Genomic DNA, 14667 nt, shown 5'->3' with positions numbered 1-14667 from the left:
GCCCTCGTCGGCGACCTTGTCGGCGAGCGCGGTCATCTTCTTGCCGGTCTCGTAGAGCGCCTTGCCGTCCTCGAGATAGCCCTCCTGGTCGAAATGCATGATCTCGATCTTCTCGGTTTCCTTCATTTGTCTCTCCTTTCTGGGGTTGTTTCCACATCCCCCATGCCAACGGGCATCAAAACCCGCTTACATTCCGTAACACTCAGCCGCTTTGGCCTTAAGCGCATTGACTGACTCTTCGTAGCCCTCTGCCTTGACCTCCATTTGCTTGGAGACGGTATCGAGATACGGGTGCACGTTCCATGACTTCAGACGCTCGGCGATCATGGCCGCAATCGTCTGGAAGAACACAAGATTGGGAATTGCGCTGAGCAGCGGAGCCACCTGAGGCACCGCAACCTCGTGAGCCCTACCCTTGGGATGGGCCGTGAGCAGCACCGTTTTTGCCGTAACGTTCGATAGCGCATCGGCGATATTCGCAAGACGCTCCGACCCCTGCGGATCGTCGACGATAAACACCAGATGGCCCGGAACGATCTGCATCTCGGGACCGTGGACGAACTCCTCGCCTTCGTGATGCATGGCAGGAATCTTGATGGTCTCGCTCAGCTTGAGCGCTGCCTCCTCGGCAACACCATAGTTGGGGCCGTTGCCGACGACCATGGCGGGCATGTGCTCAGAAAGCTCGAGCATGTGATCTTGGACATATGCCTCGGCGGTCTTGCACACCACGGCATTAGCCTGGATAGCCTCGCGCAGGTCATCAAGACGCTGAGCAACGCCCTTGGCGTCAATCGTTCCGCGCGCCTGACCGCCGTAAATACCAAAGAGCACCAGGTACTCAACGAGAACCTCGACGCCCAGAGTCACAAAGTCCACCGACTCGACACCCACACCGTAGTCAAGAACGATGTCAGCGTGTTCCTTGATGGGTGCCTCGACGTTTGCCGTGAGCGCAACTGCAGCCATATCGTGTGCACGCATGTAATCGAGCGCCGCAATCGTATTGGTCGAATAGCCGCTCTGCGAGACGGCGATGTTGAGCGCATGCTGCGGATAGGTGTGTTCAAAATCGACGAAGGCCTCGGGCGTCACAACGGACACCTGCATCTGCAGCGCATCTTGCAGGTAATCGCGGGCGCAATCGGCGGCATGGCGCGACGAACCCGAAGCAACGATGCGCAGTGCATCAAAAGAACCGGACTGGAAAATATCAACGAGCTGCGCTACCAGCTCAGACGAACGCTCGAGGTTCTCCCCCATACGCACATGGGCAAGCTGAACGTAATCGAGCATCTTCATCGTCTCACCTCGTAACAAATCATTAGTATTTGATACCAATCACAGTTACAGGCTACGGCTTTTTGATGCCTCTTTGTCGATTAATTTATCCCCATCGGCGAACGGTCGATTTTGAGCCATGTAAGGTTGTATATACAGTCGGTCAAATTGCCCAAACAGACCGGCTGTTACCGCGCGCGATGCAAAGCCCCAGCTAGTACGTATAGGTGTAGCCGCCCGCATCGCCACGATTGAAGGACTTTACATACTCGATAGCCTGACCGCTCGCGTCATAGCTCACGCATTCCAAAAGCAAAACAAGATCCCCTTGTTCCAAGCCAAGCAAGCCCGCGTCGCGTGCACCCACCGCCTCGATATCGAGCTTCTCCTGTGCCATGACCGGCTTTCGGCCCAACATCTCATAGGTCTCGTACAAACTGAAGACCGACACGTCAATATCTTCGATTGTGGGAAACAGCAGGCACGGGATGAACGCCATCTCAATCGATACGGGATCGCCGTTGACGCAGTTCAAACGCCGAATCGAATACAGCAAATCGTCCTCGGCAATGCCAAACAGGTTGGCATAATATGGGCCCGCATAACGCTTGGAACGCGCGAGGATGCGGACGGACGGCTCGCCGCCCGAAGCACGAACCGACTCGCGAAAGCCTCCTGTTCGTTCGTAGGCAACGGGCACTTTCTGCGCCACAAACGCGCCCTTTCCGCGGACGCGTCGAATCTGCCCGCGCCGAACCAGCTCATCGACAGCACTTCGAATGGTCAAGCGTGTCGTACCAAATTCCTCGGCGAGGTCTTTTTCGGACGGAATCATGGAACCCGTGGGATATATACCGCGTTCGATACGCTCTTCAATGCGACGTCGTATGCGCATATAAACCGGGGTGGCATCTACTGTTTCAGCCATTGTTCACCTGCCACGCTCCTCATGCCGTTCTTTTCACCGTTATCGGCAAAGCGGAACTTTGTGGGCAAAATCACCGATTTGCAATGCTCCACAAAACGCATGTCCTTATCAAATTCGATCGTGCTCTCATAGAACACCGGCGTCCCCTCTTCTTGCTGGAGCAGCTCGGCCTCTTCGGCGTTCAAACGCGAGATGGAGATATGCTCACGTCCATGCTCAACACGCACGCCACCTTCTTTGAGCAAGACATCGTAAAGGCTCTCACACTCAAAATCGTGCTCGGGAAGCGATGGGCACAGGGACAGGTTAACGTGAGCGGTCTCGATTGACGCCGGCTCGCCCTCAATAAGTCGAACGCGCTGCATGCGGAGCAAGGGAGCGCCTACAGCCACCCCAAGCTTGTCGGCAAGCGCCTCATCCGCCTCGATGGTCCCGGTGGAAACCAGACGAGAAGAGGGGTGCAGGCCGGCAGTCCGCACAGCATCGGAAAAGTTATACGTTTCCTGGAAGATGTTCAGCGGCTTGGGAGGACACACATACGTGCCCGATCCGCGACGGCTCTCGAGCGTTCCACACGAGATAAGCCGCGTGATACCGGCACGCAACGCCGTACGCGAAACGCCAATCTCTTCGCACAGCACGCGCTCGGCCGGCAGGCGATCGCCGCCGGCAAGCTGATGGTGCTGGATATACCAAAGAATTCCCTCAACAGCACGATCTTTGGGGGGAATTGCATAAGATTCGCCTGCCATTGCACAGACTCCTCATTCAGAAACGTATGCCGCCAAAATTAGGCCAGCCCTCCCATGGCATCAAATTCTGCCTTGATCTTCTCGGCGACATTCCGATACGACTTATATAGACTTGAATCGCGTTTGACCTCGTCGGTCATAACGGGAATCTCTAATTTGGAAACCTCGTCTTTTCCCGTCTGAACCGCCACAACAACGCCCATACCAAGACACATATTACGCTTGGCAGCGTTTATTTTCGCCGCCTTGGCAGGATTTGCCAGGATACGCTGGGCAAATTCCTGTTTTGAAGCCACTTCCTCGGCCTCCGGATCGCCCGCCTCGGCCACTTCGCACTGCAACACGTCCGCATAGTCAAAAATCTTCGGCTCGCCACCGCGTTGATGCACAGCCCACTTGCGGCGCGTGGCATCCTGGTAGATAGCCGGCAAAAATGTAAACCGCGGCGGGTCCAAAATCGTATCCGTGATGGTAAACACATCGGGATCAAAGGCATCCTGCGGGTTTTTCTTCTTGAACAGCCCCATATCAGCCTCCCGTACTAGCATTAAACAACTCATGCTGAATATAGCACCAATTTCAAGCCACTGCTTTATCGCATCGGTGCGTGGCGTCTATGGCCCGCCCAGCGGGGACTACGTACGGACGAGGGCCGGGGTGCCTGCTTTGTTTTGAGAAGTGGGCTCCGCGAACTTCTCAAAACAAAGCAGGCACCCCGGCCCCGGCAATGTATCGCTGACTGACCAAAGTTACACACGCAACATCCAAGGCAGCCTCAGCAAAGTCCCCATTACATTAAAAAAATCAGCCCCCCGCAAAACGAAACGGCCGAGAGGGCCTTGCCCGGCGGGGAGACTTTGTCCGGGGGAGTTCGCGAAGCCCACTTCCCCGGACAAAGTCTCCCCGCCCGGAGGCGGCCCCAGCGCGAGGCCGTCCCGGATGCCTACCTACTCGTTGTCGCCTGCGGTCATCTGCGTTGCGGAGAGCGCGCCATCGGCAGCAGTTGCAGCAGCGGCGTCGGGCCAGACCCAGTCGGTAAAGGCCGGATGGTCGTAGCCCTCATCACACGCAAACTCAAAGGCCTCGGTGCGGAATGCCTCCCACTCATCAATTTGCTCGGCAAACTTATCGGCGTCGACCATGCGCAGCACGTCGGCGGCCAGCGCCCAGCGATCCATGTTGTTCAGGCGCAGCATGTCGAAGGGCGTGGTCGTGGAGCCTTTCTCCTCGTAGCCGTGGACGCGGAAGGCGTCGTGGCCGGGGCGGCTCCAGATCAGACGGCGAATCGTGCCGGCATAGGCGTGGAATGCGAAGAGGACGGACTTCTCGCCGCGGCCGAACAGCTCGGCCCAGCGCTCGTCACTGATGGCCTGGTCGTTCTCGCAGACGTTCTGAATCTTGAGCAGGTCGACCACGTTGACGAACCACACCTTAATGCCCAGCTCGCGCAGCATATCGGTTGCAGCCAGAGCCTCAAGCGTCGGCACGTCGCCGCAGGTGGCGACCACGATGTCGGCCTCGGCGAGCGAATCGGCGGTCGATGCCCACTCCCAGGTCGCAACGCCCTCGGCGAGCTCCGCCTTGGCCTCGTCGACCGTCTGGAAGGTCGGAGCAGGCTGCTTGCCGCAGAAGATGGCGTTGACGCAGTCGGTAGACTGGTAGACGCGCTCGGCCACGGCGAGAGCCATGTTGGCGTCGGCCGGATAGTAAGCGTTCACGATATGCGTGTCGTTGGCCTTGTTGAGTAGCAGGTCGATAAAGCCGGGGTCCTGATGCGAGAAGCCGTTGTGGTCCTGACGCCAGACGTGGCTCGACAGCAAAATGTTAAGGCCGCTGATGGGAGCACGCCACGGAATCTCGCGCTTGGTGGCCTCGAGCCACTTGCAGTGCTGGTTGACCATGGAATCGACCACATGGACAAAGCTCTCGTAGGAGCTCCACACACCGGAGCGGCCGGTGAGCACGTAGGCCTCGAGGAAGCCCTCGCACTGGTGCTCGGACAGCTGCTCGACGACCTTACCGGAGCCTGCCAGCAGCTCGTCGTTGGCATCGTCCTCGTAGAAGCCAGCGTCCCACTGCTTCTTGGTCACCTTGTAGGCAGCCTGCAGGCGGTTGGACGCGGTCTCATCGGGACCAAAGATGCGGAAGTCATCCATGTTCTTGGCCAGGACGTCGGCAGTGTACTCGCCAAAGACGCGGGCGGCCTCGGTGGAGCCCCAGCCGTGGCCCTTGCTTGCGACGGGAATCTCGTGGGCATGAATATCGGGGAGCTCGAGCTCGCGGCGCACCTTGCCGCCGTTCGCGTTGGGGTTAGCGCCAATGCGCAGCTCGCCGGTCGGCATAAAGGCCGTCACCTCGGGACGCACCTGGCCCTCGGGCGTAAAGAGCTGCTCGGGCTTGTAGGAGCGCAGCCACTCGCGCAGCACGCGGAAGTGCTCGTGGGTGTCCTTGGCGCTCGCCAGCGGCACCTGATGCGCGCGCCAGGAGTCCTCGGTCTTCTTGCCGTCGATCTGCTTGGGGCAGGTCCAGCCCTTGGGCGTGCGGAACACGATCATGGGGTAGGCCGGGCGGACCACGGTCTCGCCTGCGGCGACCTGGGCCTGCGCAGTGGCCTTGATGTCACAGATCTCGTCAAAGACCTGCTCAAACAGTGCGGCAAAGCGCTCGTGGATGCTTGCGTGGCTCTCGTCGTCAAAGCCGGCGACAAAGAAGTGCGGCTTGTAGCCCATGCCCTCGAAGAACTTGGTGAGCTCCTCATCGGACACGCGGGCGAGGATGGTGGGGTTGGCGATCTTGTAACCGTTGAGGTGCAGGATCGGCAGGACGATACCGTCGGTTGCCGGGTTCACGAGCTTGTTGGACTGCCAAGAGGTCGCGAGCGGACCGGTCTCGGACTCGCCGTCGCCCACCACGGCCACGGCCAGCAGGCTCGGGTTGTCCATAACGGCACCGCAAGCGTGGCTGAGCGTGTAGCCGAGCTCGCCGCCCTCGTGGATGGAACCGGGCGTCTCGGGCGCAAAGTGGCTCGGGATGCCGCCGGGATAGGAGAACTGGCGGAAGAACTTCTGCAGGCCGGCCTCGTCATTGGTGATGTCGGGGCGAATCTCGCGGTAGGTGCCGTCGAGCAGCGACTGAGCAGTACCGGCGGGGCCACCGTGACCAGGGCCCATCAAGAAGATAGCGTTCTGGTTGTGGTCAGCGATCAGTCGATTGACGTGACCGAACAGGAAGTTGATGCCGGGCGTGGTGCCCCAGTGGCCAACCAGGCGGTGCTTAACGTCCGGACGACCGAAGTCGCGCACCTCACCGGTTTTCTCATCAACAAAGTCGGGGCGCATTAGCGGGTTAGAGCGAAGGTAGATCTGACCGACGGACAGATAGTTCGATGCGCGCCAATACAGGTCGACGCCCTCGAGCTCGGAAGCCGGCACCTCGTGGCCCAGCTTTTGCCACGGCGTCCCCAGTGTTTTAGCCATTGTTTATGTCCCTTCGCTGTGCGGTCACCCTCCAATACGGCAACCTTTCGTTGGGACCAGTATATTTGCTAAAACGTTTTATCATGGTGAAAAAACGTTTTACCACCCTTATCAATCCCATCGGTTAGCAAAACGCGACATTCACCTGCGGCGTTGATTGTCACAGGTGCTCCACATTCGGTCTCTGCAAATTGGTAAACGTGTTTAGTTGTGTTTAGTAAGCTCGAGCACGCTGTCCTTAACGATAAGCTCCGGCTCCAGAACGACCTCTTCGGCACGCCTGCCGCCCCTACCGGCAAGACGCTTGGACATGCAGCCAAAAGCATGCTCCGCAAGGACACCAGGGTCCTGCTCAATCGCGGTCAGCGCCGGCTCAAAGAGAACGTCGGCCGCCGAGTTGTCATAGCTCACCACCGAGATATCGCCCGGGATGCTCTTCCCCATCCCGTGCAAGCGCTTGAGCAAACCGAGGGCAATGTTATCCGAGCTTGCGAACACGGCAGTGGCGTCAGTTGCGAGCACTGCCTCCGAGGCCTCGTATGCGCTCGGAATGTAGTACTCGCTCTCAAACTCCAAACGCGCGTCGATCGGCAGGCCAACCTCGCGCAGCGCGCGCTCATAGCCGGCAAGTCGCTTGCGACCCGTATTGGAACGGCGGGCATTAACCAGGCAGGCGATGCGGCGATGACCTTGCTCGATCAGATAGCGGGTGGCCATATAGCCGCCCATCTCGTGGTCGAACATCACCTTGTCGCACTCGAGCCCCTCAATGGCACGGTCGACCATTACGGCCGGGATGGGCAGGTGGCTGACTTCTTCGCGCAGGGCGCGGTCATCGGAGAACTCGTCACCCACCACCAGGAAGACGCCATCAACGCCGCGCGTCACCAGCTGGCGCAGCAGCTCCAGATCGTCATCGGCGCTTCCGCCCGAGCTGGTAATGAAGAGCGCATAGCCGTCCTCGCGGCAGCGCTTTTCCAGGCTACCGGCGAGCGAGGCAAAAAAGCGGCTCTCGATATTGGGAACGATAAGGCCCAGCGTGCGCGACTCGCGCATGACCAGGCTGCGCGCAATCTGGTTGGGAACATAGTGGTTGCGCGCCGCGACCTCTTTGATGAGCTTGCGGTTTTCTTCCGAGATGCGACAGGGCCGATTATTGAGAACAAGCGAGACCGACGAGGGGGAAAGCCCCACCTCCTGGGCGATCTGCTTGAGGGTGACTTTGTTGGCCATCTCGCTCCTTCCGGGTTTACGCGCAATCTCTTGAAAGTATAGCGACTACCCCTCTACCTCGGTGATAAACACTTTACCAATCCGGTGGACGGCTGTTTTATCGCCGCCAGCGCACCAAATCCGTCCGGGTGGGGTATATTGCAATCGATTGATGACAACGACCACCAAAAGGCGGATATCCGTATGCACGAGAACGATTTTTTTAACGAGGACCTGCTGTGCGCGCTCGCTGGCGTTGCCGGCGAGGACAACGTGCTGATGAGCGAGCCCATGCGCGAGCACACCACGTTTAAGATCGGCGGTCCGGCCGACGTCTTTGTCACGCCCGATACTGAGCAGGGCCTCGTCGCCACGCTCGATACCTGCTATCGCTGCAATCTACCACTCACCATCGTGGGCAACGGCTCCGACTTGCTCGTCGGCGACAAGGGCATCCGCGGCGTCGTCGTAGCGCTGGGCGAGGGCCTCTCCGACATTACGGTCGACGGCACGCACGTCACGGCGGCAGCCGGCGCCTTGCTTTCCGATGTCGCAGCCGCGGCAGCCGAGGCCGGCCTTACCGGCATGGAGCCCATCTCGGGCATTCCCGGATCGGTCGGCGGTGCCTGCTACATGAACGCCGGAGCATACGGCGCTTGCATGGCCGATGTGCTGGAGTCCGTGCGCGTCTACAAGCCCGCACGCATGCTCGACGACGGCACCCGCGGTAGCGGCAGCATTATCGAGTTCGATGTCGATGAGCTCAACCTGGGCTATCGCAAGAGCCGCATTGCCGACGACGGTTTCATCGTGCTTTCGGCCACTTTCAATCTCGCCCCGGGCAACGCCGCGATGATCAAGGCCGACATGGACGACTACCGCCAGCGCCGCGAGGACAAGCAGCCGCTCGACATGCCGAGTGCCGGCTCCACCTTCAAGCGCCCCGAGGGCTACTTTGCCGGCAAGCTCATCATGGACGCCGGCCTGCGAGGACACGCCATCGGCGGCGCGCAGGTGAGCGAAAAGCACTGCGGCTTCATCGTCAACGCCGACCACGCCACCGCCGCCGATGTCGACGAACTCATCCGCCACATCCAAACAACCGTCAAAGACCAATTCGACGTAGACCTCGAACCCGAAGTCCACCGAGTCGGCGAATTCCTCTAACAAAGAAGGCCCCGAAAGGGGCCTTCACCATATTTATTCAGATAACCCAGTCCGGTGTGTCGCGCCCCGAACCCGAGAGGGCCGGGACTGTCCGAGAGGCATAAGGTTGATCGCGAGTTCCGCACGAGCCGGAGAGCACTTAATGTGCTCTCCGTGCGAGCAGGACTGTCCGAGCAGGCAACCTTATGCCTCTCGGACAGTCCCGGCCCAACTTGCGTTACGACAGCGCAATACCGCCAAGCCAGCCCCAACGCACGCCAGAGCCAGTACCATAAAAGCTAATGAACGAATCAAGCGACTTAGACGTAATGGCGCCCTCGTTGCTCATTACGATGCCGCCGCCAACGTAGATACCCACATGACCGTAGATAAGGCCCGGAGCACCCGTGCCGCTGTGCGAGGAATCGGCCACGATCATGCCCACCTGCAGCGCCGAGCGGTCGGAGCTATAGCACCAGGCGTTGAACATGTCACACGCGTTGCCGCCAAAATAGCCCACGCCGGCATTGCGGAAGACATTGGTAACCCACGCCGCGCACCAGTTCTGACCCGGCGAAGGCGTGGAGTAGCACGCGTTGACGACGGCCTGCTGCTTGCCCGAGCCGGCATTCTGCTGCGGAGTTCCGGGCGCATACGATCCACCGCCCGAGCTCGAACCACCCGAGTAGGAATTATTCTTGTTCGCGGCGGCCGCGGCAGCGGCGGCCTTCCTAGCGGCCTCCTCGGCCTGGGCGGCAGCGAGAATCTCGGAATCGCGCTGAGCCATGAGCTCCTTGACGTCGTCGGAAAGACCGTTCAGCACGGTCTGGACTTCTTGCTGCTTGGCCTGCATATCCTGCATCTGAGCCGTCTGCTGGTCCTTGAGTTTCTCCAGGTTGGCCTTTTGTGCTTCGAGCTCGGTCTTCTGCGCGTCGAGCTCAGCCTGAATCGTCTGGATATCCTCGATGGCATCGCGGTCGCTCTTGTTGATCTTCTCAACGTAATGCGCGTTGGCGACGAGTTCCTCAAACGAGCCAGAGGCCAGCAGCAGCGACAGGATGTTCGTACCGCCGGACTTGTAGCTGGCGGCCACGCGATCGGAAAGGTCGTTGCGCTTCTTCTTGAGCTCGGCCTTCTTTTCATCGATCTGGGCCTGCGTGTCGTCAATCTTGCCCTGGACATTCTCGATGTCGTTGAGGGTCTGGGCATTCTTGTTGGCCAGCGCCGCATACTCATTTGCGATGCTGTCGAGCTGGGCCTGAACCTCGTCGAGTTGGGCCTGGGCGGCATTCAATTTATCGGTGGTTTCTTTGGAAGCCTCCGCCGCATGGGCGCGAGTGGGCAGGCCAAAAAGAACTGCCGCAGAAGCGGCGCCGAACAGGGCCTTAAGGGCAGTGCGGCGCGAGAGCTCCTGGGAAAGGATGGAATCGCTGTTTGGTGACATATGTACTCCGTTACATGCTTATTTATATGTCGCTCAACTCATACATATTAGCGTACATATGGCGCGTCCCAACGATTTCCACGAACGGCAGGAAACTACAAGGTCGGCGGCTCGTAAGCAATTGTCAAATTTGAGGTAACAATTGAGCAAGCTCTTATATGAGTACGTCAACATAATCCTCTGCTTTTCTCTACAGTGCACCATTTGGGCGCCCCCAGCTGCGCTATACTCCCCTCAAGAAGTGTTCCTGATTCGATAGGAGACTACATGTCCAAAGCACTCGACCCCAAAGACACCTGCGTCCTCGTTACCGGTGGCGCCGGCTTTATCGGCTCGCACACCGTCGTTCAGCTGCTCGAGGGCGGCTACCAGGTTGTCGTCGTCGATGACCTCTCCAACTCCAGCGCCGTTGCCATCGACCGCGTCAAGACCATCGTGGGCGACGAGGCCGCCAAGAACCTCACCTTCTACGAGGCCAACGTGCTCGACCGCGATGCGATGAACAAGATCTTCGATACCCACCAGATCGACCGCGTCATCCACTTCGCCGGCTTTAAGGCCGTCGGTGAGTCGGTGAGCAAGCCCGTCGAGTACTACCACAACAACATCGAGAACACCCTGGTGCTCATCGACGTCATGCGCAATCATGGCTGCAAGTCCATCATCTTCTCGAGTTCCTCGACCGTCTACGGCGACCCGGACAACCCGCCCGTCACCGAAGAGGACCCCAAGAAGCCCGCGACCAACCCCTATGGTTGGACCAAGTGGATGATCGAGCAGATCCTTATGGACGTTCACACCGCCGACCCCGAGTGGGATGTCGTGCTGCTCCGCTACTTCAACCCCATCGGCGCCCATCCGTCGGGCCTGATCGGCGAGGACCCCAAGGGTATCCCCAACAACCTGGTGCCCTATGTCGCGCAGGTTGCCGTGGGCAAGCTCGAGGCCGTTCAGGTCTTTGGCAATGACTACCCCACTCCCGACGGCACGGGCGTGCGCGACTATATCCACGTTTGCGACCTGGCCTCGGGCCACGTTGCCGCCCTCAACTGGATGAACGGCAAGACCGGCGTCGAGATCTTTAACCTGGGCACCGGCACCGGCACCTCGGTGCTCGAGGTCGTTGCTGCCTTCTCCAAGGCGTGCGGCAAGGAGCTGCCCTACGTGATTCGCGAGCGCCGCGCCGGCGACATCGCCGCCAACTGGTGCGATGCCTCCAAGGCCGAGCGCATGATGGGTTGGAAGGCCCAGTACGATATCGCGGACATGTGCCGCGATAGCTGGAACTGGCAGAGCCACAACCCCAACGGCTTCGCCGACGCCGAGTAGCCACTCCCCCGTGCTAGGTTTTGTGGCATGCCTCAAAACCTAGCACGCGACATGCTCGGCACATGCCGCTTCCCGCATGGGTAGATTTCTAGACATGTCCCAAAAATCTACTGGCCCCGGCCTCCAATGTGAGGTCGGGGCTTTTTAGGAACTCGTTCTCGAGCTCGAGCTCGCGCATGCACTTGCGGGCGGCCCTCATCTCGGCGGTCTCGGTCTTGGCCGCGGCCGCCGCGACCGGGTGGTTGGCCAGTTCCTTCTTTCTGACCGTCACCCATCTTCCCAGGATCTTCTCATTGATGCCGAGGTCGGCGGCCACTTGGGCGATGGGCTTCCCCGACGCGACGGCGAAGTCTGCGGCCTCGGTGCGGTGCCCCGCTGTGCAGGAGAGCCTATCTGCCATGACTGAACACTCCTTTCTTTTTGGCGCTGAAACGATTATCGCCGCTCAACGCCATTCCTCTAAGTCAAGTGTCCTGGGATACAATACAGTTCAAATGGACGAGGAGGATCCGGCGCTCCTCTTGATGAGCCCGGAGAGGCCCCTGGTCGTCACCCTTCCCCGCGCGAACGCAAAGCGGACGGCGGCGAGCCATGTCCTCCCCGCGCGTTCCATTTAGGGAGTCCTCGAGAAGTCGATCTCCCTGTGCGATAATCGAGCTATTGAGTCTCGCGAGTTTAGAGCTGGTGATATGCATTGAAAATCAAGGTGAAAAACATCGGCAGGGTCGCTGAGGCCGATATCGAGATTAATGGCATTGCCGTGATCGCCGGGGAGAACGGGACGGGGAAAAGCACGGTTGGAAAAGCGCTTTATGCGGCCTTCAACAGCATGTCCGATTCGGAGAACAAAATCGACCGCATGAGGCGCAATAGTGTTGAACGCGCCATCAGGAAGGCATATGTGGGAGGCCCTCTCGACTCCACGTCTCGCCACAGGCGAACTGCTGGAAGAATGAATGGTTTCATCGACAGGGTTTTTTCGGGCGAGTGCACGAGGGACGAGCTTATTGATGAGATAAAGGAGTATTACGGGGAGGAGATCTCCCGTGAGATCGAATCCGATTTCACGAATGGCGTAGCAGGAGTTGCCGATCAGATTATCGAGATCATGGATATCTCCGATGATGAGGTATTTCGTGCGATTGCGACAAACAGGTTCCAAAGCGAGTTCAACGGCCAGATCAATTCGGTTTTCGGCGAAGAGCCCGGGAAGGTCGAACTCCAGATAAAGGACGCATCTACGGTTTTCTCGGTTGCAGGTGACGAGGTGGCGGAGGTGCACGATAGGAGGGTTTTGCGATTCAGGGCGCATTATCTGGACGACCCGTTCCTGATCGATTCTCTCGGAGGGCCCTACGGCCCCGCTTTTCGGTTCAGGCCCCTCCTTGGACACCAGGAGGAGCTGCGGCAAGATTTGATTCAGGCGACCATCCGTAACGATGACAGCGAGTCCTCGCTGTTCGACGAGATCGCGAAGGAGCGGCACCTGAAGGTTCTCATGGACAAGGTCTCCTCCTTATGTCCGGGGTATTTCGAGAGGAGCGAAAGTCGCGGTCACCTTACGTATCTCGAAGAGGGCTTCGCTCGGGGGTTGGAGCCTGGGAACCTTTCTGCTGGCTTGAAGACGTTCGCCATCATGAAGGTGCTCTTGAAGTCCGGCGCGCTAGATGCCGGAGGGACTATTATCCTCGATGAACCCGAGATTCATCTTCATCCTGCATGGCAGCTGGCCTTCGCCGAGATAATCGTGCTGCTCCAGAAAGAGCTCGGGATGCACGTCTTAATGAGCACCCATAGTCCATATTTCTTGAATGCGATCGAAGTGTATTCTAAGAAGCACGCTGTTGATGGATTGTGCTCATATTATCTTGCGGAGACCTGCGCTGATGGACGCTCTCGCTTTGCCGAAATAACCGGCTCGACTGAGGTCGCCTACGAGAAGCTGGCGGCTCCTTTTGATACGCTTGAGAGGGAGGAGTACGGCCTTGAGTAGCGACCTGTGCGCCTCCTGCCCTCATCCGAACTCTCCCGTGGTGCCAGATGGCAGCGATGGTTGCTCCCGTTGCAGGACCTGTATCCTAAGGGACTGCACGTCGACCATCTCCAAAACATCCAGAGACGGGAGCGTCTCTCTTGTGGATGACGATTTGCCTGTTGTCAATTTTGACTCTGTTAAAGAATGCTACTGCAAGAAGGTCAATAGGTGGATGCAACTCCCGCGCTCCGCCGATGCGCTGTATTGCGATCGGGAAACGTTATATCTAGTCGAATTTAAAAACGGCAGTCTGAAGGAGACGCTGGGGAAGAGGCTCAATCCCAAGGATGACGAAGAGCTTGGTATCAATCTTGGCCAAAGGGACGCCCTCATCGAGAAGTGCAAGGACAGCGTTTTGATCTGCTCGGACCTGTGGGGAAAGAGGACGAGATGGTTTCGCGAGCACTGCGTCTTTGTTTTGGTATACAACGAGGACAAGAACAAGACCGCGTTGAAGCGGGTTGCCAGCTCGATTAGGAAAAAAGCGCGTTTTGGGCTTCCTGACAAATTGAAAGGTTTTTGCGTGAAGGATGTCTTGACGCTAACCGAAAAGGAGTTTTCGACATCGCTCCTTTCAACTTGGCGAGACGCAGAAGAAATCGCGGAGGTCGACGCGTAGGAGACCGAAAAGCATCCGGTGGCTATTTGCTCCCGATATCGATCGTTCGTCTGCAGTCGGTTTTCTTTCCGCTGCGCCCGCCAGTTTGCGATGAGTCGCGCACCGTGTGAAGCTCAACACGGATGAAATACAAATATAATCCCCCCCCCTTGCACTGTGTTGATAAATATTGCTCGTCGAACTCATCTGAACTGGGCTTTCTTGCATAGAACTGCCTGAAGCTGAGCGTTTTCGGGTATCGCATTGCCCGATCGAGCACCATCGCGACCTTCTCAAGCTTGTCCTCGGGCGGACTCATAGCCACAGCCCCGCATGTCGTCCCGGTTGGAGCCGGGATGAGCCCTCAGGAAGCACTGCATGAAGTAGCGCATCCGGTTCACGGGCCCCAGCGGGTTCTGGCCGTCGGGAACGCCCTTGAGCAGCTTCGCGTTGTAGTGCTGGCTCT

At 58.6% G+C, this 14667-nt stretch carries 13 protein-coding genes; 4 read left to right on the top strand and 9 right to left on the bottom strand.

Features of this window, described 5'->3' with window-relative positions:
* Window positions 1-186: 186 nt before the first annotated feature.
* The 6 genes from DXD48_RS08675 to DXD48_RS08650 form a co-directional block, all read right to left on the bottom strand.
* Window positions 187-1302: an SIS domain-containing protein gene (locus DXD48_RS08675; protein WP_117564864.1), complete on the bottom strand. Its 1116-nt coding sequence runs from the start codon at window positions 1300-1302 to the stop codon at window positions 187-189.
* A gap of 193 nt (window positions 1303-1495) precedes the next feature.
* A complete protein-coding gene (locus tag DXD48_RS08670) occupies window positions 1496-2209 on the bottom strand; it encodes a GntR family transcriptional regulator (protein WP_117564863.1) in 714 nt (237 codons plus the stop codon).
* Window positions 2194-2961, bottom strand: coding sequence for a GntR family transcriptional regulator (locus DXD48_RS08665; RefSeq protein ID WP_117564862.1), 768 nt, complete (start codon window positions 2959-2961; stop codon window positions 2194-2196). The genes DXD48_RS08670 and DXD48_RS08665 overlap by 16 nt, the downstream gene beginning before the upstream one ends.
* Before the next feature lie 38 nt (window positions 2962-2999).
* Window positions 3000-3488 (bottom strand): hypothetical protein, encoded by a 489-nt coding sequence (locus DXD48_RS08660; RefSeq protein ID WP_117564861.1) that lies wholly within the window; start codon window positions 3486-3488, stop codon window positions 3000-3002.
* Window positions 3489-3908: 420 nt separating this feature from the next.
* On the bottom strand, window positions 3909-6437 hold the full coding sequence (locus tag DXD48_RS08655) for a phosphoketolase (protein ID WP_117564860.1): 2529 nt from the start codon (window positions 6435-6437) through the stop codon (window positions 3909-3911).
* A gap of 204 nt (window positions 6438-6641) precedes the next feature.
* The gene (locus tag DXD48_RS08650) at window positions 6642-7670 is read right to left on the bottom strand and encodes a LacI family DNA-binding transcriptional regulator (protein WP_117564859.1); all 1029 of its coding nucleotides are present in this window, start codon (window positions 7668-7670) and stop codon (window positions 6642-6644) included.
* A 183-nt stretch (window positions 7671-7853) separates the two neighbouring features.
* On the opposite strand from DXD48_RS08650, the gene murB reads away from it, so the two are divergent.
* On the top strand, window positions 7854-8816 hold the full coding sequence (murB, locus tag DXD48_RS08645; RefSeq protein WP_117564858.1) for a UDP-N-acetylmuramate dehydrogenase: 963 nt from the start codon (window positions 7854-7856) through the stop codon (window positions 8814-8816).
* Window positions 8817-9033: 217 nt separating this feature from the next.
* On the opposite strand, the gene DXD48_RS08640 is transcribed toward murB, so the two are convergent.
* Window positions 9034-10239: a hypothetical protein gene (locus tag DXD48_RS08640; RefSeq protein WP_117564857.1), complete on the bottom strand. Its 1206-nt coding sequence runs from the start codon at window positions 10237-10239 to the stop codon at window positions 9034-9036.
* A 267-nt stretch (window positions 10240-10506) separates the two neighbouring features.
* Here DXD48_RS08640 and galE point away from each other — a divergent pair, with 267 nt between their 5' ends.
* The gene (gene galE, locus DXD48_RS08635) at window positions 10507-11568 is read left to right on the top strand and encodes a UDP-glucose 4-epimerase GalE (protein ID WP_117564856.1); all 1062 of its coding nucleotides are present in this window, start codon (window positions 10507-10509) and stop codon (window positions 11566-11568) included.
* An 88-nt stretch (window positions 11569-11656) separates the two neighbouring features.
* Here the strand turns inward: galE and DXD48_RS08630 are convergent, their stop codons facing one another.
* On the bottom strand, window positions 11657-11968 hold the full coding sequence (locus DXD48_RS08630; protein ID WP_117564855.1) for a hypothetical protein: 312 nt from the start codon (window positions 11966-11968) through the stop codon (window positions 11657-11659).
* Window positions 11969-12262: 294 nt separating this feature from the next.
* Between DXD48_RS08630 and DXD48_RS08620 the strand changes: the two genes are divergently transcribed.
* Window positions 12263-13561 (top strand): ATP-binding protein, encoded by a 1299-nt coding sequence (locus DXD48_RS08620; RefSeq protein WP_035137751.1) that lies wholly within the window; start codon window positions 12263-12265, stop codon window positions 13559-13561.
* Window positions 13562-13703: 142 nt separating this feature from the next.
* Entirely contained in the window at window positions 13704-14222 is a 519-nt protein-coding gene (locus tag DXD48_RS08615; protein ID WP_124786586.1) for a hypothetical protein, read from the top strand.
* Between the two features lie 22 nt (window positions 14223-14244).
* Here the strand turns inward: DXD48_RS08615 and DXD48_RS08610 are convergent, their stop codons facing one another.
* Window positions 14245-14520 (bottom strand): hypothetical protein, encoded by a 276-nt coding sequence (locus DXD48_RS08610; RefSeq protein WP_117564854.1) that lies wholly within the window; start codon window positions 14518-14520, stop codon window positions 14245-14247.
* Window positions 14521-14667 lie beyond the last annotated feature (147 nt).

Source organism: Collinsella sp. TM05-37, from assembly GCF_003436455.1.
Classification (GTDB): domain Bacteria; phylum Actinomycetota; class Coriobacteriia; order Coriobacteriales; family Coriobacteriaceae; genus Collinsella.
Note: the sequence above shows the minus strand (reverse complement) of the source record. Positions and strands in the feature narration are given on the sequence as shown.

Bases quoted from the DNA above. Each gene is read 5' to 3' on its own strand.
- DXD48_RS08630 (WP_117564855.1), bottom strand. From the start codon at position 11,968: ATGGCAGATAGGCTCTCCTGCACAGCGGGGCACCGCACCGAGGCCGCA.
- DXD48_RS08640 (WP_117564857.1), bottom strand. From the start codon at position 10,239: ATGTCACCAAACAGCGATTCCATCCTTTCCCAGGAGCTCTCGCGCCGC.
- DXD48_RS08665 (WP_117564862.1), bottom strand. From the start codon at position 2,961: ATGGCAGGCGAATCTTATGCAATTCCCCCCAAAGATCGTGCTGTTGAG.
- DXD48_RS08675 (WP_117564864.1), bottom strand. From the start codon at position 1,302: ATGAAGATGCTCGATTACGTTCAGCTTGCCCATGTGCGTATGGGGGAG.
- DXD48_RS08660 (WP_117564861.1), bottom strand. From the start codon at position 3,488: ATGGGGCTGTTCAAGAAGAAAAACCCGCAGGATGCCTTTGATCCCGAT.
- DXD48_RS08610 (WP_117564854.1), bottom strand. From the start codon at position 14,520: ATGAGTCCGCCCGAGGACAAGCTTGAGAAGGTCGCGATGGTGCTCGAT.
- DXD48_RS08650 (WP_117564859.1), bottom strand. From the start codon at position 7,670: ATGGCCAACAAAGTCACCCTCAAGCAGATCGCCCAGGAGGTGGGGCTT.
- DXD48_RS08670 (WP_117564863.1), bottom strand. From the start codon at position 2,209: ATGGCTGAAACAGTAGATGCCACCCCGGTTTATATGCGCATACGACGT.
- galE (WP_117564856.1), top strand. From the start codon at position 10,507: ATGTCCAAAGCACTCGACCCCAAAGACACCTGCGTCCTCGTTACCGGT.
- murB (WP_117564858.1), top strand. From the start codon at position 7,854: ATGCACGAGAACGATTTTTTTAACGAGGACCTGCTGTGCGCGCTCGCT.
- DXD48_RS08655 (WP_117564860.1), bottom strand. From the start codon at position 6,437: ATGGCTAAAACACTGGGGACGCCGTGGCAAAAGCTGGGCCACGAGGTG.